Raw genomic sequence first — 21,567 nt, 5'->3', positions numbered from 1 at the left:
ATTATATTTTATGCACGTCCATGTTTAATGTTTCATTCTCAATAAAAGTTCACGCAAGCGAATGTCCTACAACTGTTTTAAAGTAAAAAGTTGATCACTATGCGTAAACTTATCTTTTACTCTGTTTTATCTTTAAACTCACACAAATCTTCAATAACACAGCTGCCGCATTTAGGGTTACGGGCGGTACGCACATAACGACCATGTAGAATCAACCAATGGTGCAGATCAGCTTTAGCCGAAACTTTAAATCCGCAAATGGTATCAGTTTTAACACTTGGCTAATCAACGCGCGTCTTAACCAGAGTTTGGAATTATTAGAATCAACAAATTTGGCTGTCACTGAGGTATCTGAAAAAGCAGGCTTTAGTTCGGAGCAAATTTATCGTAAACACTTTGTACAAAAGTATGGGATCGCCCCGAAAGCGTGGAAAAAAATGTTTAAGAGCAAAAGTACTAGATAAATGCCATGGGATATTGATGCAAATAAGCCGTTTAATTATCTTTAATTATTCGGTTTTGTCTTTAAACTCACACAAGTCTTCAATAATACAACTACCACACTTAGGCTTACGGGCTGTGCACACGTAGCGGCCATGAAGAATTAACCAATGGTGCACATCAACTTTGAACTCTTTTGGCACTACTTTTTCGAGCTTTTTTTCCACTTCAACAACGTTTTTACCCATAGCGAACTTGGTACGATTCGATACACGATCGATGTGTGTGTCGACAGCGATTGTCGGCCAGCCAAAGGATAATTATACTAGACGATTTTTGATTTTTGAACTACAGTTATTAATAAGTTCAATATGCATATGAAAATGGAGTTCTATATATGCCACTTCCAATGAAGCCGCTGTTATACAGCTATATTCGCTTTTCAACAGCAGAGCAAGCACAGGGTCATTCTCTGAGTCGTCAAATGAGTTATGCAAAAGAAATAGCTCAAGATAAAGGTCTTGAACTAGATGAATCTTTGACTATGAAAGATATGGGCTTAAGCGCCTACCATAAAACAAATATTACCCGCGGTACTTTAGGTGTATTTTTAGAAGCGATTAAACATGACAAGGTGCCAGCAGGCTCAATTCTTGTTATTGAAAGTTTGGATCGAATCTCTCGAGCTGCACCAATGGAAAGCCAAGGTATCATCGCGCAAATTATCAATGCTGATATTACCGTGATTACGGCAGCTGATCGCAAAGAGTACAACAAAGAATCGATTAAAAAAAATCCGATGGACTTGGTTTATATTATTATTACTCTAATAAGGGCTAATGAAGAAAGTGAAATAAAATCACTTCGTGTGCGTGCTGCTTTAACTAAGCAGTGCCAAGATTGGATAGCTGGTAAACGAGGCTTTAGGGTGAAATGTGGTAAACCCCCTAGCTGGGTGACTTGGAATGATGATAAAAAAATATTTGAGTTCGAGCCGCGCAATAAGGCAATTATGTTACGTAAAATTGAGCTGTTTAAAAAAAGCTATGGTGGCATTAAAATAGCTGAGATTATTAATGATGAATTTGGTGCGAGGACTGTTCACCATACTGGAGCTAATGTTTATAAAGAGGTAAAGCGCCGCTCACTTGTTGGTGAACTCAATGTAAAGGTTGGAGACGTTGATTATGTACTTGACGGTTATTATCCACCATTAATGAGCGAAGCTGAGTTTGACTTTTTAATTGCAGATTCAGCTAAACGCGGCGCAACCAAGTACTCACAAGAGTTTGTTGGAATTATTTCTGGCATTGACGTGTTTAAATGTTGTAATTGTGGTAGTTCGGTAGGCGCAAATGTGGGCTACCGTAATAAAAAACTGGCAAATGTGAGTAGTGGTAACAAAAGATATGGTTGCGTGGAGGCAAAGCGAAATAACGGTTGTGACATGAAGGCAACTATTCAAATTGAAGTAATTGAAAACGCAATAGCAAAGTATTGCCAAGATAAAATTAATTTGCAGCGTATTCTACTGAGTGGTTCAGAGGTTGATTCTATTCTCAGAGATAAAGCAGTTTTAAAAGCTAAGTTATCTGAGGTAGATGCAAAGATTGATAAGCTAACAGAAACCATTATGCTGTTGGGTGACGAATCTCCGGTAACTTTTGCAAAAAAGATACGTGAGTTGGAAGTTGAAGCTAGTGACTTAAACGTTAAGCTACAAGCTAACAAAAATATGCAGGCAAAGATCGAAAACTCGTCGCGAGATGATGTCAGTGAACGATGGTTGTCACTTACTTGTAACCTAGCAAATTTAAATGGCGACAAGCGTCTTGAGATTCGTCAATTGGTTAAAGATACATTTAAGTCTATTAGTTTGAATTCGGTTACAGATAGACGACAGGCTGATGGATTGGGAGATCTAATTGAGGCTGAGTTGTTAGGTGGTGTAGTCGATAATTGTTTTGAGTTGACGTTTGAATTCCATAATGGCAAAAAGAGACTGTTAAGACTGGATAAACATTCTGGTGAGCTTGTGGCTGGGGTTGATCTTCTTTAAGATAAATTGCTCTGGCATTTAAAACGCCAGAGATTAATTCTAGGTTCTATAGTCTCGGAACAAAGCGCGTCGCCACTTCGAAAACCCGTTTAATTCATGTTTAGTAAAACCTGTTTTCTGAGCTAGCATTGAGCGTCCTTCACTGTCAAGGAAGCGCGCAAGCGCCAGAGCTTCAAAGTTTGTTTTCACGCCTTCAAAACCATGCATCTTTTGATTAATATAATGATCATCTAAACCTTTTTGCTCTAGGATATCTCGAATGTCTGCAATTATTGATGGTGTCATTTGATCTAGTTCCTTCTAGTCGTTTTATATGAGTAAAAAAGGGAGCCCGCATAGCACCCCCCTTTTCTTTTTGCTTACTTAATATGCTTGAAATCAGCTTCAGTGAAACCTGTAAAATTTTCGCAGAAACGACGCACAACTATATTTGTCATTGCTTCAAAAACGTTTAAGGTAACGTCAGAACCTTCCTGAATCACTTTCCCATTCGTATCAAGAATCGCTAAAGTAAATCCATTAGATAGTACTAATGAATCATCGTTAGCACTAATAAAGCAAGTGTTTGTACTTTCTGCTCCCTTTTCCAAATTTATCTTATCTTTTGAATTTGTCTTCCGTGACATGATTCCTCCTATTTTACTGAACTACCGAAGATAAGAATTATGATAGCAGGTAATAGCTATGTCGTTACTTTAAATATAAAAAATAAATTTACTTTAAAAACAGTGATATACAATTTATTTTCTCAAACATTGGTTATATTAAGTGACATTATCATTGATCGAAAAAACGAGTTACTAAAATGATGCTATATTACTTTTGAAACACCGACATGGAGTCAGTGTATTTGTATAAAAAGGATGTACCTAATGGCACATATCAATACAGTTACTATCACGAAGACTACTCTAGATACAACCACTGGAGAAGTACATGAAATCACAACAGAAGAAAAGAAGCTTGAATCTAAGCGAAAATCGTTTGATTACACAATGTTGCTCGGAAATTTACATTTACTTAATGATCTTACAGCGAGAGAGTTGAGGTTTCTGCTTGCTGTTTCATTAAGAATGGTGATTAATTCAGCAGAGTTAGACTTATCAACAGCGTTAAGAAAGGAACTTGCTAAGGAGCTTAATTTATCTCTTCAATCCGTGCGAACTATTATTTGTAAGCTGGTTAAGAAACAGTTGTTAAAACCTTCAGCGAATGGCAAGCATATGGTTTCTCCATACCTTTTCCATAGAGGGTCACTTACCAAGATTGAGGGTTTTCGCGAACAATTTAAAAAGTGTGCTTGATTTTAAGCTGGGAAGCGGCTTACCGCTTCCCCCTCCTTCCTAATAATACAATAAGGCATGTTTTTTTAAGTATCTAATAAATTTAGATTTTTATAATAATCGCGTATGCATGAAAGATACGATTTATATCTAAAATTATATACGGGGTGTATTAAATCGAATTATTTAAAGGAGTTTTTAATGAGCTATAAAATATCATTCTCAAATAAAATTAACCCTAAAAGCGTCGAGATGCTGAAAAAGTGATAACATCATTTATATCAATGGATTTGATTAAATAGGATGGATTATGACTAATAGCACAATTGATTTTGAAATTACTCCACTTGCTATAGAGAGCGAGCACCAAACCCAGTTCACTTTTTTAGCAAACGCCCCCCTTAGTTTTAAAAGCACTGAGCTAGAGCTTTCAGTTCAACTTATGGCAACGCATACTGCTGTTGCGAACTTTGATCGTGACACTAAAAAGTTAGCTACTTCTTTTACATTTCATGCTAGAGCGACTATTCCATCTGAAGCTGGTATTACACTTGCGGGTTGGGAAGAAGTTACAGGAAGGTTGACTCCTTATCGGGGTGATCTCGGTGACGTATTTATTAAAGCAACACTTAAAGTTATCCGTAGAAAAGGGGTTAGTAATCAATGCGAGCTTGGTAGCGATTGGGTTAGTAAAGCTGTTGAAAGCGCAAATGAAGAGCTTGCATTAGTCAGGAGGCCCAAGTTATGAGTGATCAGCCTCCGCTTACAGTTTTAAATTCTATGAAGTATAAAAGTTGGTCGACTTTAGGAGGGTTAGAAAGGCATTTGTCTAGATCTAATAACCCTCCAAATATAGATCCTTCAAAAACACATCTAAATCGGGTTTTGGTTGGAAGTTACAATATATGTGATGACGCGAAACACTTGCTTAAAGATAAAGGAGTTGTAAAACTTCGCAAAAATGGTGTGTTAGCAATTGAATTTGTGCTGTCTTTTTCACAGTCGTATATTCGTAACTCTGATGGTAGTTATAAAAAGGATGCAAACCAAAGATACAAGGACTGGGTGAAGTCGACTAAAGATTGGCTTTTAAATGAATTTGGAAAGAATTGTATATTTATAGGTACAAATCTTGACGAAATTTGCCCACACATTCATACAGTGATAATTCCTGTGTCACAGAGAACTAATAAATCAGGTAAAAAAACTGTCGGGCTTAACGCTAGAGGTATTACTGGGGGGAAGGAAAAACTCGCTGGCCTTCAAGATCGGTATGCTGCCGCAGTTGAACACTTAGGGATACAGCGCGGCCGCAAAGGAAGCAAAGCCAAAAGAACCACATTGAAGCAATACTACCAAGCTCTTAATGAATCTAAAGCGCTGTGCGACAGGGCAGGGCTGATACCACCAAACACTCACCCAGAATCTTTTAACAGTTGGCAAGCAGTTGTTGGTAAGCTCGCTGACTCTATAGAGTCTCGACGAGAATCCGAAATTAGCAAGCTGAAAGGTATTATTCAAGAGCTTGTTGAAACTAACACACGGCTACGTCAAGAGTTAATGGATAGACGTCAACGAGTGCGTTACACGAGGTAATATGTGTACACGACACCGAGCGGAACAATTTAGCGCAGCGTTAAAAATTGTGTAGTGAGTTACACAAACTAAAATTAATTTTGATAAGTTAACTTGACTATCTGTAATCAAAATATTTTGATGTTTATGAACCCAAATTTATTTACTTAAGTTTGTCGAAAAATTTAATTATGAAGCGCTCTTAATTTAGGCGAGTTATTGAATAATTTAGGCGAGTTATTGAACGCTATTTTTGTATTTTTTAAAGTAACTTATCATATAAAGGTTATGATTATAAAAAACTAGTGTTCAATTAAGGCTCCACAATAAAATTGAATATGAAGTCTAATAACAAGAAGTATTTTTAACTAATACAAGCACGATATTAAATATAAATAGGGTCTGCCTAGTTTCTATTTTAATTAGAGCTATTTAAAGCAATAGCTCCAATTAAAGTAAAAAGATAAATTATAATATTATAACGATAGGGCGTAACCTTTTTTTCTGTAATTAGTAATATTAATGCTGGTATCTTTGAATAAAATGCGTAGATCAGAGATTGCAACATTTAAATTATTGCTTACCACTTTGGAATCTGGCCAAGCATATTTTATTAAATATTCTTTAGACAAAATACTATTGTGATGACGCACTAATGCGCAAGTTAGTCGATACCCATGTGAGCTAACTTTATATTGCTGGCCAAAGATTTGAAGTGTGCGAAGTCCGGTCGTTTTAATTATTCCTTTACTACTAAGTTTGTCGTAGGGGAATAAATCGCATTTATTGCATCTTTTACTGCATAACTCTTCGTTATTATCTAATAAAGAGTCGTTTGAAGAGGTAGCATTGATGACAAAATTTAAACTATTCATTTATAACCTCTATCGATGAATTACTTTTTAAAATGTAAGCGTCCTCAGTATTACTTTTGCAAGGTCTAACAAAATAATGATTTTCGTGAGTTCGCTTTAAAACTTCAACTTTTTCACCATTGATAATCTGAAGTTTAGTGCCGACTGGGTATATACCCATCATCTCAATAAATCGAGCAACAAGGCGAGGATCAAACATAATTCCTGATGATTTCAGAATCTCACTTAGAGCATCAATAGGTTTTAATTGAGGTCTATACCCTCTTAAACGCGTCATTGCTTCGTAAGCACAAGTTAACGAAAGCATTCTGGAATAAAGATTTATTTGTCGCCCTTTGAGACCGTTAGGGTAACCACTACCATTGTAGTTTTCATGATGAGACTCTATTATCTTGCATACAAAGTCAGAAAATTTTGTGTTACTTTTTATGTGCTGTACTGCAAGAACTGTATGAGATTTTATTGCTTCCTTCTCACTAGTATTCAGTCCTTTCTGATTATTGATATCAATTGGTAGATACAACATCCCAATATCATGTAATAAAGCTGCATAGCCTATAATTTTTAATTTATCTTTATTTATTCCGAGGTACTTACAAAATGTCAAATAAATAATCAAAACTCGTAAAGACTTTTTAGCAATTCCTGAGGAATTAAAATGTATATTGTCTAGGTAGACATGTGTTTTATCATCTTTTAAGACTTGAATAACAAGTGAGTTCACGACTAATTTAATTTTATACGAGTTGAGATAGGAGCTAGCCCGATTTTCATTAAGCACAATACCCAACAGTTTAAAAGAACGCTCAATTAACTTAGTACCACTTTGTTCAGGTGAGTGTTTTTTCAAGCCTAGTATGTTTACATCTTTTTTTTCATCAGCAATATAAAGGTTCAAGGAGGCTCTTTTAAGCTCACTTAGCTGTTTATCAGTACTTATCACAAAACGATGTCTAATGAAAGGAGTGCTTAACCAACTTTTATCGATCTTAACAATTTTCATTCCTAGTTTAACTTGGGATGAGTGTATTTTTTTCATTTGAATTTATCTTGGTAGATGCCACAGAGGGGCTTAACAATTTTTTTGTGAGGTACCATCCCATTGGTATCTTAAATCCTCCACAAATTTTGACAGGTATTTAATTTAAGGTCAATTCTTTGGCCGGTGTTTTTTATTTAATAGCCTTTCGAGTAAATAAATTTAAGGATGAAAATTTAGGTAGCTACTATAAGAATAGTTAATAAAAAACTCGTAACTAACCTTGTAGTGGCAAAGTTAATTTGTCCACCCATTAAGAAAGGAATGTTATGCTATTTGCATACAAATTTGAATGGAAAAAATGACGAAATTAAAACGTGCAACGTATTCTGCGGCAATCAAATTAGAAACAGCTCAGCTTATAGTTGATCAAGGCAACACGCAAGAAGATGCAGCTAAGGTTATGGGGGGGGAAATCAACTGTAAGTACGTGGGTAACTCAATTAAAGCAAGAACTGGATGGCCAGACCCCCACAGCATTACCAATGACACCCGAACAACTTGAGATTCATATGCTTAAAAGCAAATCCAACACAGCGAATTAGAGGAGGATATATAAAAAGGCTACCGCTCTCTTGATGTCCGCCCCCCTGAACAATTTTCGTTAATTGAGAGGTTAAATCAACGAGAGCGTTACCCAATTAGCGTGTTGTGTAGCGTATTCAATGCGCATCGCAGCAGCTATAAATATTGGGCCATACAGGATACAACGCCGACACCAGAGCAAATAAGGCTAGAAGCTGATGTCAAGCCATACATGCAATGAGCGGTGATTCAGCTGGGGCGTGAACGATCGCGGCAATTGTAACGAATAACGATTTTGAATTGCGCCGCCAAGCTAATGGTTAAACTAAAACTAGAGGGCTGCCAAGTATCACAGCATCAATATAATTGAGTTGGTATTGAGCATCTTGAAATCCCAACCTGCTTGATAGACAGTTTTATGTTGTTGAGTCTGATACCGTTTGGTGCGGTGATGTGACGTATATTTGGACAGGCAATCGCTGGGCTTATTTAGCCGTCGTTATTGATTTTTTTGCACGCAAAGTGGTTGGACGATGTCGTTGTCACCAGATACTAATTGAACGTTAAAAGCGCTTGAACTCGCGTATAAAAGCGGAAGAAAACCGTCAGGTCTCATTTTCTATTCAGACCAGGATAGTCAATATACAAGTTTGAAATATCGCCAACGTTTATGGCGCTATAAAATCAAACAAGGTATGAGTAGGCGCAGAAATTGTTGGGATAATGCGCCAATGGAAAGATCTTTTAGAAGCTTTAAGACGGAATGGATGCCAAAAGTTGGATATGAAAACTTTAAAGACGCTAAATATAGTGTGAGTGATTATATCAACGGATATTACAATAATGTTAGACCACATGACTATAATGCTGGTTTAGCGCCGAATGAATCTGAGATTAGATACAAGGATTCTAAAGCTGTGGCCAAAATTAGTTGACCACTACACCTTCCACTTTAAAAAAGTAAAATTTGGTACGATAAATCTCAAGTTCATAGTCCAGCAAATTTTATTACTTCTAATATTTAAGCTGATTAGTAAAATAAAATTACTTAGATAAAAACTTACTAGTTTTCAATTGATTAAAAAATGTGTTCTTTTAGCTATTTATTCAACGCTCCCGCTCATACATTTTATGTATTACTTTTGGCCTCCATAGCTAGGGCAAGAGCATGAAAAAAGTCTATGATTTCAATACCTTTTCAAGGTAATCTGTACTGAGCATAGCTTTTTTCTGTTTTGCGGGCATGCCTTTATTAAAGCTTGTTTCTGCTTTTAGCTGATTAAATGCGATGTGTCTCAGCCCCGCAAATACAGGTGCTGCACCTTCACGCCTAATTCGGCAATCATCTTCTTTAAATCCGACATCTAAACGCCAATGTAATCCATTCTCTATTTGCCAATGTTGCCGTGCGGATCTTGCGAGTTCTTCCGCCGATAGATATGCTGAACTGATGTAGTATCTATATCATAACTCATTGCTTACTTTGTTTTTTTCTTTCCTTTCCTATAAGAAACAATAACTCCCACTGTTTTGGCATCTTTCCAATTGCTCGTTTCTGATAAATCACTTACGTTATGACTAACAGCACAACACCTGAATTCTTCTCTGTTTTTATGATAATCGGCTTCATTAAACAAAACTCCTTCGGACGCTTGTCGTGTGACCTCAGGTAATAAAGCATTCTCTACTTGTGACAGCAGTCCTTTATGGTTCGCTTTTACTGCCAGTAGGTAATCGGCTTGTTTATCCACTATTGTCTCTGCAATTGATTTTTGACACCCCATCGCGTCAATCGTGACTAAGCAGCCTTTTATCTCCAGTAATTCAAGAAGCTCTGGTAACGCTGTTATTTCATTCGACTTTTTATCAACAGGGCATCGCGCCTATCTGACTGATTAAATGAACCTTTCAATCGCTTACCATCAATCGCAACTACATCGCCCTGAGTTAATTTAGAACAGTCTTTCATCCAAGAAGAAAAAGAATCTTGAAACTGCGTCATATCAATGCGACTCATCACACGAGCGATTGTGTCATGGCGAGGGATACCTTGCTCAAGAGGAACGTACTTCCTGAGCCAATCTAATCTATCATGGCCAAAATCTTCAATATCTTCCCAGCCTTGGCACCCAGATATGACAGCGCTGACAGCTAAGAATATGATATCAACAAGTTTATGGACAACTTTACCCTGCTGGCGAGGGTCGGCAATTGATTCAAAATATTTAAATAGTTGAATATCAGGCATGGGGGCTCCTTAAAAAGGAGTATAAGATCATACTTTTAAGTCAAGGTAAAGTTCGTGATCTTGCCCTGCCTCCATAGCCACGTTATCTGGATTAATGGTGTATTCCTTAATTATTGAATCTGACTTTAAGATTAATTATAAATTTTATAATTCTTATTGTCGTGAATATTTATGCCAAAATGTAACCAAGATTTGAACCTTATATTCAACAAAGTTTAAAGCTGAGGGAAAAAGCAATGAATTGTATACTTAACACAAGTTGTAGTATTGAAAAAAAGTTCTTTCTGGATTTGGCATTTGATTTATCTGAACAATGCTTAAAACTTTTAGAAAATGATGATCGGATATTCTTTCCAATTTACTTAAATCTTTTAAGGGATATATGCAGCAATTTATCAATTGGATTTTACTTTCCTATTACCTCTAAGTTAGATAAAGAAATGAAGTCTTTATTAATAACACTAAATGGAAGGATATATAATGAAACCATTTATGAATACCATAGTTTACCTTCAAATTTTAAGAGCAATCAGCTAATTTCCAAGTTTGCCATTTGAGAGTCAGTAAATTTTTATAAATAGGTTATAAGTTATCATGCACGCTTCTATAGATTTAATCAAAATTTCAAGTACACAAAGCTGCATCAATTTTTGTAAAAGGTGCCCGTTAAATAATGAGATTAACTATGAAAAAAAAATCCAATTAATCCCAAATAGCCAGAATATATTTATCGATGGTATTAAGGCTGTTTTATCAAATCGGGGGTTTAGGTTGCTTTGCGCATTAATAAATAATATTAACAAGCCTCTTAGTTTCTCATATTTAATTGAATACGGTTGGCCAGATTGTAGCGTCGTTAAGAACAACCTTACAGTAACCATATCAGAAATTAGAACAGCCTTGCGCTTTTCTAGTTTTGAGTTAGTAAATATTAGAGGTGTGGGCTATATGCTTACTGACCATCAAACAGTTTCTTAATATTTGGATAATATTATGCATTACCTAGAAAGTTTTAGTTTTCATTCAGATATTTGGGGGAGTGTAGACCTTCAACCTCGTCTCGAAAAAATATCAGCTTCTTATAGCAGTTATGACAGTGCTGAAATAGTTTGCTCTGTAACTTCACAAAAGGGAAAAATTAATGCTGAAATCTTTTTTTCTAGTATAAGCAATTGCGAACATGTTGAAATTTTTAGGTTGCTATTAAACATTATATTAGCTGACATAAGAAATCTTAAGTACACAATCAGCTTAAATACACCTGATTCGGTAGTTAAGAATCTTAGTCAATTTTTTAAAATTTTTGAATGCAACCCACAGCAAAAGATAGCACTTGAGCTAAATGAAAGAAACATTGACCACCTGACAGAGACTGACTTTAACACATTAAATTCAATTAACAATTTTTCCAATATTTTTTTATGGCTTGATGATTTTGGTACTGGTCAATCAAATTTCGAGATTGTGATTTCTAAAAAAATATCTTTCAGCGCTATTAAAGTATCAAAAGAGTTGTTTTGGGAGTTATTTAGTAGTGATAAGAAGTTTTTGCAAAGTTTATTAATTTATTTAGGGAAGAGGCATAAAGTAGTTGTTGAGGGGGTTTGTTCTACTAAACACTTTGACTTCTTGTCTCAAATTAATAATGTCTTTATGCAAGGATTCATATTCATGCATAAAGATGAGTTTGTGCTTAATGATTAGAATTTATTGACTCTATCAGGTTTATTATGAATAAAAATATCAGAAAAAAAATTATTGCAGAGATTCAGCATCTCATATATGAGATAAATGAACAAGATACTCGTATTAATTTGGAGCAACTGAAAAATTTATTTAATAAAGAAAATGATATCGATTTATGCTATTTAACTGTATGTTTGAATTTATTGAAAGTATTAGTAAATGAGTTAGGTAAAAAAAAGGAACATACTAATTGTAGTGAGATCCTTACTGATGAGGAGAAGTCTTTCTTAAATACGATTTTGCATTGAGCAATACAAAAACTTGTAGCAAATATATTGCAGTAACTTAAAATTAATTGAAGCATAGTAAAGTTAAAAAAGTTTTTAGTGTTATAGTTTTGGTCTTTATTGTTATTTTTAAAATTTTTATACTCTTGTTACAAAGTTGGTATATTCAACCATCTTAATTTTCTATACGGTTTTAAACAATCATAATTTACGGGTGCTAGCTCTGTAATTTAAAAAACATATATGATACCTGATTAATATTCAATCCCACACTAAGCTTACTTTTTTGTTTTTTCTTTAAATTCGCATAAATCTTCGATGATACATGAACCACACTTAGGTTTGCGTGCAGTACAGACGTATCTACCATGAAGGATAAACCAGTGATGCAAGTTAAACATGAACTCTGTCTTATTCGGCGTTTTTTTTATGATGTCTTGTTCTGTTTGATCCACTGTCTTACCTTTAGCATAACCAGTACGATTAGCAAGGCGTTGGATGTGGGTGTCAACTGCTAAGAAGTATCTACCTTCATTATCTTTTAGCCAGCCGAAGGCGGTGTTGAGTACCACATTTGCTGTTTTTCGACCTACGCCGGGTAGGGCTTCTAGGGCTTCGCGGTTTTCAGGTACGATGCTGTCATGTTTATCTACCAATATTTGGCACATTTTATAAACGTTGGCAGCTTTAGAATTAAATAAGCCTATGGTTTTTATATAATCACGGAGTTTATCGTGGCCTATATCTAAAATAGCCTGTGGTGTATTTGCAACAGGGAATAGTTTTCTGGTTGCTTTATTAACACCAACATCAGTGGCTTGCGCTGACAGTGTAACAGCAACAAGTAACTCGAACGGGCTTGAATATTCAAGCTCCGTTTCTGGGTTTGGGTTGTTATCGCGCAAGCGTGTAAGTATTTGGTAGCGTTTTTCTTTATTCATATAACTTAAACGTACTTACATAAAAAGCAGTACGTTTCCCCTTAAGTTAAACTGGTAACACGTGCACGAGGGCCTTTTTCGGCTTCTGGCGGTGCAATTTGTTTTGATTTTATTTGTGCATCAATCACATTTTTAGCGGCTATGAGCAACCCAAGCCCTAAAAATGCGCCAGGTGGTAAAATAGCAAGCAAAAACTGATTGTCAAAGCTAAACACTTCAATGCGTAAACTTTGTGCCCACGGACCCAGTAATAAATCGGCACTGTCGAATAACGTACCTTGGCCAATGAGTTCTCGCATTGCACCCAGTACAACGAGTACAAGCATAAATCCAAGTCCCATCATTAATCCGTCAAAGGCAGATAAATGAATTGGATTTTTTGAGGCGTACGCTTCGGCGCGGCCTATAATTGCGCAGTTAGTTACAATTAGTGGAATAAATATGCCCAGCGATTGATAAAGTCCAAATGTGTAGGCGTTCATCAGTAATTGAACGATGGTTACAAACCCAGCAATGATCATTACAAAAACGGGAATACGTATATCTTTTGGTACCCAGTTTCGTACAATAGATACGCTTACATTTGATCCGATTAATACCAAAAGTGTTGCAAGGCCCAAGCCCAGTGCGTTTGTAACAGTCGATGTCACAGCAAGCAACGGACAAAGCCCTAAAAGTTGAACAAGAGCAGGGTTGTTTACCCACATCCCCTCTTTGTAAAGTGTTTTTAATTCACTCATTGGGTTACCTCTTCACACTGGCTATTTGGGGCTGTAAAAATAGTATCAAACTCATTTTGCGCAAATAATACGGCGTTTTTAACCGAATTTACAACTGCACGAGGCGTAATTGTTGCCCCAGTGAACTGATCAAATTGGCCGCCATCCTTTTTCACAGCCCAGCGGTTATCGTCTTCACTGTGCACCGTTAAGCCTTTAAATGTGGTGATCCATGATGACTTTTTAATTTCTATTTTGTCGCCTAACCCTGGTGTTTCTTCGTGTTTAGTGGTTCGCACACCCGCTACAGTTCCATCGCGTAATATGGCGGTTAAAAGCTTTATATCGCCACTGTAACCGTTTGGTGTTACGTGCCTAACAACAAGGGCGACTGGTTGGTTATTTTTTCGTGCACGGTAGATAACTTGCGAATTATATGGTCCTAGTCGTTCATCTTTAATAACGATACAGTCTTTCGACAAGTCATTGTCGTAGGTGTTAGGGTCAAGTACTTCGTGCAATTGTGATGTTAAGTATAGTTGCTCTTGCTCTGCAATTTTATCAGCCGTTAGTGCATCAATAGTTGCCACTAGCCCAGTAGTTACAAGGGCGAACGCAGTTAAAATAGCGCCGTTTTTTGCCATAGATGAAACAATCATTTTACTGCTCCATGGCCATAAGTTCGTGGCTGTGTGTAGTAGTCAATAAGTGGTACTGCAATATTTAGCAACAGTACTGCAAAGGCAACCGCATCAGGAAAACCACCAAAGGTACGAATTAAATAAACAAATAACCCAATTAGTGCGCCGTAAATTAAGCGACCTTTATTTGTGGTTGAGGCCGACACTGGGTCGGTTGCAATAAAAAATGCGCCCATCATAGTTGCGCCACTTAGCAAGTGGAATACAGTACCCGGCGCTGTGCCCGGTGCCGCTATGTAACCAATAGCACTGCATAATGCTAAGCTACCAATAAAACTAACAGGAATATGCCAGTTAATTACTTTTTCTTTTAGTAAATACAACCCGCCAGCTAAAAAACCAAGGTTAACCCACATCCAACCTTGGCCTGCCCATTCGTTAAAAATAGGCTTTTGCATGCTTTCGCTCACTGTTAAACCATGAGCTACATCTGTTTTAATAGTGTCTAGTGGCGTTGCCATTGTAGTGCCATCAATACCTGCACGTACTTGATCTAAGCTATAACCAGTAGAGGTAAAGTCCGTAAAAATAAGGCGTAATTGTTCTGTAAAGCCAATAGGGTTACTAGCTAGATCTGTAATAGGTAACCACGCAGTCATTTGCACAGGGAACGATACCAGTAGCAAAACATAGGCTGCCATAGCGGGGTTGAATAGGTTAAAACCTAAGCCACCATAAAGCTGCTTTACAATAACTATGGAAAATAAACAACCAATAATAACAATCCACCACGGTGCAAATGGTGGGATGCTCAAGGCAAGTAACACCGCGGTTAACCATGCACTGCCATCACTTAATGCAGGCCAAACAGGGCGCTTACGTATTAGCATTACTGCTGCTTCAAAAGCTGTGACAGCCACAAAAGCAAGGGCGAGTTGAATAAGTACGCCTGTACCAAAAAAGAAAACTTGAGCAATGAGCCCAGGAATACACGCAGCAATAACGGTTAGCATTAATCGTGTTAGCGATTTATGGCTATGATTATGCGGCGAACTGGCCATGGTTAATTTCATGACTGATCATTTCCTTCTTTTTGTAACTTTTTAGCTTTGGCGCGAGCAATAGCGGCGGCCACTGCGGCTTTTTTCTTTTCGGCGGCGGTTTGTTCTGGTGTAGCCTCACTTGGCGTTTCAGGCTCAGTTATCGCCACTTGGTCAGTATCTTCATCGCTTTGTGTTTGCTGCGCCTCTTTGGCCGCTTTTTTAGCTTTAGCGCGGGCAATTGCGGCCGCTACAGCCGCTTTTTTGTTATCTGCTACAGAGTCTGTTTGTGGCTCTTGAGGTTTAACATTATCGGTTTGCGGCTCGTCAATACTTGGCTCAGTCGATTGCTCAGTGTGTTGTGCCTCTTTTGCTGCTTTTTTTGCTTTAGCGCGGGCAATTGCGGCAGCTACAGCCGCCTTTTTGTCATCTGCTGGAGAGTCTGTTTGTGACTCTTCAGATTTAACATTACTGGTTGATTTGTCGATGAGACTTGGCTCATCTGGTTGCTCAGCAGTTTTAGCTGCTTTTTTAGCTTTAGCACGAGCAATCGCGGCGGCTACAGCCGCTTTTTTATTATCAGTAGGCGCTGCTGTATCGGCATCATCTGTATTAGCTTGAGCACCTTGTGCTGCCTTTTTAGCTTTAGCACGAGCAATTGCAGCGGCTACGGCTGATTTTTTATCATCAGCTGGTGCAGTATTGGCATCATCAGGATTAGTTTGAGCACCTTGTGCTTGCGCTGCCTTTTTAGCTTTAGCGCGAGCAATTGCGGCAGCGACTGCGGATTTTTTGTCGTCAGGGGTTGTAGCGTCTTCAGAAAGCTCTTTTTGCTCTTTATATTTGCGAGCTTGCTCTTTGCGCAGTGCACGCTCTTTAGCGACTTCACTATTATCTGGCTCAATCTCTGTATTTTGGCCTTCAAGTTTTTTGGCTTTTGCGCGAGCTATTGCAGCAGCAACGGCTGACTTTTCATTCCCATCGTTCGATTTGTTTTTAACACGGGCAAGGGCATCCGCTACTTTTTGCTTTTCATCATCAGACTTAGCTGGTGCCTTGCGCTTATGACGATTTTTACGCTCTTCTTGTTCACGCTCTAAACGCTCCTTGCGCGCATCAAAGCGTTCTTTTGCTCTATCTGCTTTTATTTTTTCAGCTTGTTGTTCTTTTATTTCAACTTTAGCCACTCGGTAATATTGCACAAGTGGGATTTCGCTTGGGCACACATACGCACAGGCACCACATTCAATACAATCAAACAGGTTATGTTCTTGAAGTTTGTCGTACTCTTTAGATTTTGCAAACCACTGTAATTGTTGCGGTAGTAACGAAGCCGGGCACGCGTCTGCACACGCACTACAGCGTATACAGGCTTTTTCAGGTCCTGGCTCTGCAAGCTCTTTATGATCAGGGGCTAAAATACAGTTAGTTGTTTTAATTACACCAATCCGTACGGTGGGCAATGTAAAGCCCATCATTGGGCCACCCATTACAACACGTTGTTGTGGTACTGGCGAAAACCCTTGGCAGTCGAGCAGGTGTTTGATTTCTGTACCTAATAAAGCCCATACATTACCTGGTTTGTGTATAGTGTTACCCGTTACTGTAACCACTCGCTCTATAAGAGGTTTCCCTTCATAAACAGCTTGTTGTACGGCATAAAGGGTACCTGTATTGTGCATGAGTACACCAATATCAGCAGGAATTCCCATGCTGGGTACTTCACGATTAGTCAGCAATTTTATTAGTTGTTTTTCGCCACCTGAGGGGTAAACTGTTGGCACGGTTTGAACAATAATTTTGTTGTTATGTTCAGCCGCTTTAGTCATTGCAGCAATAGCTTCTGGCTTATTGTCTTCTATGCCCACAATACAAATTGTTGGGTCTAAAAGTTGCTGCATTAATTCGATGCCTTGGATAATTTCAGCAGCGTGCTCACGCATTAGTGTGTCGTCAGCGGTTATATAGGGTTCACATTCCACAGCATTGACAATAAAGAAGTCTATTTTTTGCTTTGTATCGGCCTTGATATAAGTTGGAAAACCAGCGCCACCCATGCCACTGATACCCGCTTGATGAATTATATCAACTAACTGCGTATGGCTTAGTGTTTTTGGCTCACTTATTGGGTTAAGTGTGCACCACTCGTCTTTTCCATCAGGCTCAATAACAACACTTAGCTCTGGCAGTGCAGACGGGTGAGCCGAGGGCTTTGGCGCTATTTCTGTAATAACACCCGAACTAGGAGCATGTACTGGTACAGACCAGTTAGCAACGGGTTTTGTTAAAGCTTGACCTTTAAGTACGCGTTGGCCTTTTTCTACAAGTAATTTACCATTAGCGCCAATGTGTTGTTTTAGCGCAACTACAAGTTTGTCAGGTAGTGGAAGGCGAGCAATATTTGCACCGTTAGAAAGTGATTTTTGCTGTGGAGGATGCACGCCGCCAGGAAATTGCCAAACAGTACCTTTTTGTATTTGTTCAAGTAACTTTTCCACTCAAACCTCTAATCTATTTGTGTTACAGGAATAGCATCTAACTGCCATTTCCAGTTTTGTTTTGTTTCAGCAACCGGTAGCATATCAATACAATCTACAGGGCAGGGCTCAACGCATAAATCACAACCTGTGCATTCGTCTATTAAAACAGTATGCATTTGGCGAGTAGCACCTACAATGGCATCTACAGGGCAGGCTTGAATACATTTGGTACAGCCAATACATTCGTCTTCGCGTATGTATGCAACGGTTTTAATTGGCTCGGCTTGCTCTCCACCGGCAAGGGGTTTCTCATCAACGCCCATCAGGCCAGCAAGCTTTTTCATGGTGGCTTCACCACCAGGCGGGCACTTATTAATTTCATCCCCATTGGCAATTGCTTCTGCATAGGGGCGACAGCCTGGGTAACCACATTGACCACATTGCGTTTGCGGTAAAATGGTATCGATTTGTTCAACAATGGGGTTACTTTCTACGCGAAAGCGTATTGCAGCAAAGCCTAAAATTAACCCAAAAACCAGCGCGAGTGAGCCAAGCGCAATTAAGGCATAAAACAAGGTCATATTAAAATTTCACTAATCCGGTAAAACCCATAAACGCCATAGACATAAGGCCGGCGGTTATCATAGCAATAGAGGCGCCTTTAAAAGGTGTTGGAACATCAGCAGCAGCAAGGCGTTCGCGCAGCGCTGCAAATAGTACGAGCACTAATGAAAAGCCAACCGCAGCACCAAAACCATACACTGCTGATTGTAAAAACGAATGGTCTTCTTTTATATTAAGTAAAGCAACACCCAGTACCGCACAGTTTGTAGTAATAAGTGGTAAAAATATACCCAATAAACGGTAGAGTGTAGGGCTTGTTTTACGTACCACCATTTCTGTAAATTGCACTACAACGGCAATAACTAAAATAAAGCTCATGGTGCGTAAAAATTCTATATCCAAAGGGATTAAAATATACTGATTAACCAGGTAACTAGTTACTGAAGCAAGCGTAAGTACAAAGGTGGTAGCTAATGACATGCCGATTGCTGTATCAAGTTTTCCTGATACACCCATAAACGGACATAAGCCTAAAAATTGTACTAACACAAAGTTATTAACTAGAACGGTTCCAATCAATAACAATACATATTCAGTCATGCGAGCCTCGCGCTTTTAAAGTCCCGTGTATTATCCTTTTTTCTGCTCTGATTAACAACATGTGCAGTGATTATCATTTAAATAAACATTATTAAATTAACTAACAGTAATAATGATGTAATTGACCTATGAGTTAGACATACTTTTTTCTTTAACATGATGACTTTAATCATACTAATTTAAGGGGAGCAGTGATCACCGTAGCGCTAAATAAAGGGGAAGGGCACAAACAAAAAAAGAGCAACGAGTGCTCTTTTTTAAAATAGGGGGTTAAATATCTTTCGGCTTTTCGATGTAGTAGCCTTGAACGCCATCTAAGCACAAGGTTTCTATTATGTGCTTTTCTTCTTGGCTTTCTACACCTTCGGCAAATACACTCACGCCAATTCTGTGTGCTAGGTCTACCATTAGACGCATAAAGTATTGATTATTTTTATCGTCTTCTAAACCGCGAGTGTAACTGGCATCCATTTTTATGAAATCGGGTTTTAAATCACGGAAAAACTTGAATGATGTTAAACCGACGCCAAATCGCTCAACGGTAATACGTGCACCTACTCGGTGAACCATATCAATAAAGCGTTTACTGGCTTTAATATTTTGTTGTAAACCAAATTCACTTACTTCGAAAACGAGTTTAGATGCGATATGGGTATCTTTTAATAGGCGACGCTCTAGCCAAATTACAAACTGATCGTTATGTGCACTTGAGGCCGTTACATTTAAGCCAAAGAATTTCTCGGATAAGTTACGGCTTTTCACTTTTTCAAGCGATGAGTCAATAATAAGGCGGTCAATTTCTATTGCCATATCGAGTTTTTCAGCCATGGCTAAAAACGATGCAGTAGGGAGCATTTGGTTATCTTCGGTTTTAAACCTAACCTGTATCTCGGCGTATGCCTTAATGCTTTTACCCAAAGGCATAATATTTTGCATTACTAAATGCACGCGCTTTGATTCAATAACTTCGTTTATTACTTTACGCCAGTTTTGGTTACCAAAGCCTGCGCTTACATTGTTAACTAAATCGGTTTCGCGTTGTACGTGCCATGCATTAGTTTGCTTAGACTGAGCCATACTCATCGCGTTATCAACCACCGAAAGCAGCTCGCCTAATGGTTTACCTTTTTCGTAACCCACAATGCCGGTATTAGCCACAGAGCTTAATTCTTGGTTTTGTTGATATTGAGTAAAGCGGGACTGTAAGTTTTCACCAAAGCGCTCAGCTTCTTTAAGCGGTGTATGCGGTAAAATAACAGCAAAGTCAGAGCTGTTTAGTCTAAACAATTGGCTGCCAGTATAAGTGCCGCTCAAGTGTTTAATTATATCAGCAACACCCCTTACGTACTCGTCACCTTTTTGGTAGCCACGGCTTTGATTAATTGCTTGTAATTCACTACAGCGCACCATAGCTAACGAGCCAAACGTACTTTGCTCGCAGTTCTCGATATGCTTTTCATAATACTCAACAAACATATTTCGGTTACCTAAAGAAGTGATAACGTCTTTATAGGCTTCTTGTTTAATGCTCATTGCTGCATTTTGTATATCTTGACTTTTAGACTTTAAAAAGTGCGATAACCGGTTAAAGCTTGGAACTAAATCTTTCCCCAGCTTTTTGAGACTAGAACCATCGAGTGCAGTTTGTAGATCGTCATCAACTTGGTTTTGGTTAATATAAATATCAATGATGTCAGATACTGTAGTGCTGATATTTTTGTTCAGCTGGTAAAAAATTGACTTAAGTAAGATGATAGGAATGATCACCAACACCGCAGATATAAGTATTACTATGAAGAGGGCCGTTTGTAGCTGCGAAGCTAGTTGTTGAATGTTGAGCGTAAATTCTACTTTTACATCTGCTGCATCGTTGACAGCAAATTGGGGGCGTATAGAGTTAAATTGAGACTGAATAAACTCGGCGAATGCTGGCAACTCTTCAGACGAATTAACACTGAAAACTTCCGCGCCTTGATAATCTCTAAGCGTGAAGTTTGAAAAGGTATTGCCGTTTGCAATTGATTTTTTTAAATTTTCTGCAGAAATATCGTCTATAGACAGCTCATTTATATACTTACTAACGGTTACTTGAGCACTTTTTTGTGCTTCACTCACCGCGTTATCAAAGCCCACTGAAATGAAGTAGCTTCCTGCTGCAACACACAATAACCAAGATATTATTTGTATTAAAATAAGTTTTTTAAATCCAGCCATTTTTTCAATCTTTTTGATATTACAGAGGAAAGGAATCAAGTCCTTGATTATTTAACTAAATGCAACATTTATTAGTTTTTTTTCAATGTTTTAGTTCTAGAGTAGAAGGGTAGTGGAAATAGTAGTAAATGTCTATGGAATTGTTGAGAATTGGCTCCCCCTCCCCGACTCGAACGGGGGACCTGCGGATTAACAGTCCGTCGCTCTAACCAACTGAGCTAAGGGGGAACTAAATTTTGACTTGTATGATATTGGCTCCCCCTCCCCGACTCGAACGGGGGACCTGCGGATTAACAGTCCGTCGCTCTAACCAACTGAGCTAAGGGGGAACTACATCATATACATAAACT

21 protein-coding genes, 2 tRNA genes and 4 pseudogenes are annotated in these 21,567 nt (G+C 38.1%); 9 read left to right on the top strand and 18 right to left on the bottom strand.

Features of this window, described 5'->3' with window-relative positions; genetic code table 11:
* Window positions 1–116: 116 nt before the first annotated feature.
* Window positions 117–236: pseudogene (locus PS1M3_RS20055) on the bottom strand (endonuclease III); the annotation flags it as partial.
* Here PS1M3_RS20055 and PS1M3_RS20165 point away from each other — a divergent pair.
* Window positions 219–464: a helix-turn-helix transcriptional regulator gene (locus tag PS1M3_RS20165; protein WP_203984105.1), complete on the top strand. Its 246-nt coding sequence runs from the start codon at window positions 219–221 to the stop codon at window positions 462–464. The pseudogene PS1M3_RS20055 and the gene PS1M3_RS20165 sit on opposite strands and share 18 nt — an antisense overlap.
* Window positions 465–509: 45 nt before the next feature.
* Here PS1M3_RS20165 and PS1M3_RS10420 read toward each other — a convergent pair.
* Window positions 510–758 (bottom strand): annotated as a pseudogene (locus PS1M3_RS10420) (endonuclease III); the annotation flags it as partial.
* Window positions 759–838: 80 nt separating this feature from the next.
* Here PS1M3_RS10420 and PS1M3_RS10415 point away from each other — a divergent pair.
* The gene (locus PS1M3_RS10415; protein ID WP_203984103.1) at window positions 839–2,500 is read left to right on the top strand and encodes a recombinase family protein; all 1,662 of its coding nucleotides are present in this window, start codon (window positions 839–841) and stop codon (window positions 2,498–2,500) included.
* A gap of 39 nt (window positions 2,501–2,539) precedes the next feature.
* Here the strand turns inward: PS1M3_RS10415 and PS1M3_RS10410 are convergent, their stop codons facing one another.
* Window positions 2,540–2,785, bottom strand: a complete 246-nt coding sequence (locus PS1M3_RS10410) for a hypothetical protein (protein WP_203984101.1) — start codon at window positions 2,783–2,785, stop codon at window positions 2,540–2,542.
* Window positions 2,786–2,859: 74 nt separating this feature from the next.
* Window positions 2,860–3,126, bottom strand: coding sequence for a hypothetical protein (locus PS1M3_RS10405; RefSeq protein ID WP_203984093.1), 267 nt, complete (start codon window positions 3,124–3,126; stop codon window positions 2,860–2,862).
* A 246-nt stretch (window positions 3,127–3,372) separates the two neighbouring features.
* On the opposite strand from PS1M3_RS10405, the gene PS1M3_RS10400 reads away from it, so the two are divergent.
* The 3 genes from PS1M3_RS10400 (at window position 3,373) to mobV (ending at window position 5,379) form a co-directional block, all read left to right on the top strand.
* On the top strand, window positions 3,373–3,804 hold the full coding sequence (locus tag PS1M3_RS10400) for a replication/maintenance protein RepL (protein ID WP_203984091.1): 432 nt from the start codon (window positions 3,373–3,375) through the stop codon (window positions 3,802–3,804).
* Window positions 3,805–4,093: 289 nt separating this feature from the next.
* A complete protein-coding gene (locus tag PS1M3_RS10395) occupies window positions 4,094–4,531 on the top strand; it encodes a hypothetical protein (protein WP_203984084.1) in 438 nt (145 codons plus the stop codon).
* A complete protein-coding gene (gene mobV / locus PS1M3_RS10390; protein ID WP_203984082.1) occupies window positions 4,528–5,379 on the top strand; it encodes a MobV family relaxase in 852 nt (283 codons plus the stop codon). Before PS1M3_RS10395 ends, mobV begins: the two co-directional genes overlap by 4 nt.
* Window positions 5,380–5,834: 455 nt before the next feature.
* Here the strand turns inward: mobV and PS1M3_RS10385 are convergent, their stop codons facing one another.
* Together PS1M3_RS10385 and PS1M3_RS10380 are read right to left on the bottom strand one after the other, a co-directional pair.
* Window positions 5,835–6,233 (bottom strand): winged helix-turn-helix domain-containing protein, encoded by a 399-nt coding sequence (locus PS1M3_RS10385; protein ID WP_203984074.1) that lies wholly within the window; start codon window positions 6,231–6,233, stop codon window positions 5,835–5,837.
* A complete protein-coding gene (locus PS1M3_RS10380; protein WP_203984072.1) occupies window positions 6,226–7,272 on the bottom strand; it encodes an HD-GYP domain-containing protein in 1,047 nt (348 codons plus the stop codon). The genes PS1M3_RS10385 and PS1M3_RS10380 overlap by 8 nt, the downstream gene beginning before the upstream one ends.
* Before the next feature lie 301 nt (window positions 7,273–7,573).
* Between PS1M3_RS10380 and PS1M3_RS10375 the strand changes: the two are divergent.
* Window positions 7,574–8,732: pseudogene (locus PS1M3_RS10375) on the top strand (IS3 family transposase).
* A gap of 244 nt (window positions 8,733–8,976) precedes the next feature.
* On the opposite strand, the gene PS1M3_RS20160 reads toward PS1M3_RS10375, so the two are convergent.
* Window positions 8,977–9,249 (bottom strand): ISAs1 family transposase, encoded by a 273-nt coding sequence (locus PS1M3_RS20160; RefSeq protein WP_203987306.1) that lies wholly within the window; start codon window positions 9,247–9,249, stop codon window positions 8,977–8,979.
* Between the two features lie 26 nt (window positions 9,250–9,275).
* Window positions 9,276–10,045 (bottom strand): annotated as a pseudogene (locus tag PS1M3_RS20050) (ISAs1 family transposase).
* Window positions 10,046–10,639: 594 nt separating this feature from the next.
* Here PS1M3_RS20050 and PS1M3_RS10355 point away from each other — a divergent pair.
* The 3 genes from PS1M3_RS10355 to PS1M3_RS10345 are packed head-to-tail and all read left to right on the top strand — an operon-like array spanning window position 10,640 to window position 12,039.
* Window positions 10,640–11,023: a helix-turn-helix domain-containing protein gene (locus PS1M3_RS10355; protein ID WP_203984068.1), complete on the top strand. Its 384-nt coding sequence runs from the start codon at window positions 10,640–10,642 to the stop codon at window positions 11,021–11,023.
* 15 nt (window positions 11,024–11,038) lie between these two features.
* Window positions 11,039–11,749: an EAL domain-containing protein gene (locus tag PS1M3_RS10350; protein ID WP_203984066.1), complete on the top strand. Its 711-nt coding sequence runs from the start codon at window positions 11,039–11,041 to the stop codon at window positions 11,747–11,749.
* Between the two features lie 26 nt (window positions 11,750–11,775).
* Window positions 11,776–12,039: a hypothetical protein gene (locus PS1M3_RS10345; protein WP_203984057.1), complete on the top strand. Its 264-nt coding sequence runs from the start codon at window positions 11,776–11,778 to the stop codon at window positions 12,037–12,039.
* A 257-nt stretch (window positions 12,040–12,296) separates the two neighbouring features.
* Here PS1M3_RS10345 and nth read toward each other — a convergent pair whose 3' ends face one another.
* The 10 genes from nth to PS1M3_RS10295 form a co-directional block, all read right to left on the bottom strand.
* Entirely contained in the window at window positions 12,297–12,959 is a 663-nt protein-coding gene (gene nth, locus PS1M3_RS10340; protein ID WP_203984055.1) for an endonuclease III, read from the bottom strand.
* 41 nt (window positions 12,960–13,000) lie between these two features.
* A complete protein-coding gene (locus PS1M3_RS10335; RefSeq protein ID WP_008131414.1) occupies window positions 13,001–13,699 on the bottom strand; it encodes an electron transport complex subunit E in 699 nt (232 codons plus the stop codon).
* A complete protein-coding gene (rsxG, locus tag PS1M3_RS10330; protein WP_006794771.1) occupies window positions 13,696–14,337 on the bottom strand; it encodes an electron transport complex subunit RsxG in 642 nt (213 codons plus the stop codon). The genes PS1M3_RS10335 and rsxG overlap by 4 nt, the downstream gene beginning before the upstream one ends.
* A complete protein-coding gene (gene rsxD, locus PS1M3_RS10325; protein ID WP_203984053.1) occupies window positions 14,334–15,392 on the bottom strand; it encodes an electron transport complex subunit RsxD in 1,059 nt (352 codons plus the stop codon). The genes rsxG and rsxD overlap by 4 nt, the downstream gene beginning before the upstream one ends.
* On the bottom strand, window positions 15,389–17,857 hold the full coding sequence (gene rsxC / locus PS1M3_RS10320) for an electron transport complex subunit RsxC (protein WP_203984042.1): 2,469 nt from the start codon (window positions 17,855–17,857) through the stop codon (window positions 15,389–15,391). The genes rsxD and rsxC overlap by 4 nt, the downstream gene beginning before the upstream one ends.
* A gap of 8 nt (window positions 17,858–17,865) precedes the next feature.
* Window positions 17,866–18,420 (bottom strand): electron transport complex subunit RsxB, encoded by a 555-nt coding sequence (gene rsxB, locus PS1M3_RS10315; protein WP_006794774.1) that lies wholly within the window; start codon window positions 18,418–18,420, stop codon window positions 17,866–17,868.
* Window position 18,421: 1 nt separating this feature from the next.
* Window positions 18,422–19,003 (bottom strand): electron transport complex subunit RsxA, encoded by a 582-nt coding sequence (rsxA, locus tag PS1M3_RS10310; protein ID WP_008134172.1) that lies wholly within the window; start codon window positions 19,001–19,003, stop codon window positions 18,422–18,424.
* A gap of 270 nt (window positions 19,004–19,273) precedes the next feature.
* The gene (locus tag PS1M3_RS10305; protein WP_138741164.1) at window positions 19,274–21,217 is read right to left on the bottom strand and encodes an EAL domain-containing protein; all 1,944 of its coding nucleotides are present in this window, start codon (window positions 21,215–21,217) and stop codon (window positions 19,274–19,276) included.
* Window positions 21,218–21,368: 151 nt separating this feature from the next.
* Window positions 21,369–21,445: transfer RNA gene (locus PS1M3_RS10300), tRNA-Asn, on the bottom strand.
* A gap of 24 nt (window positions 21,446–21,469) precedes the next feature.
* Window positions 21,470–21,546 (bottom strand) — tRNA-Asn (locus PS1M3_RS10295).
* Between the last annotated feature and the right edge of the window lie 21 nt (window positions 21,547–21,567).

The sequence above is a fragment of the Pseudoalteromonas sp. PS1M3 genome (assembly GCF_016865405.1).
Classification (GTDB): Bacteria; Pseudomonadota; Gammaproteobacteria; order Enterobacterales; family Alteromonadaceae; genus Pseudoalteromonas; species Pseudoalteromonas marina.
This window is presented reverse-complemented; position numbering and strand designations above follow the sequence as displayed.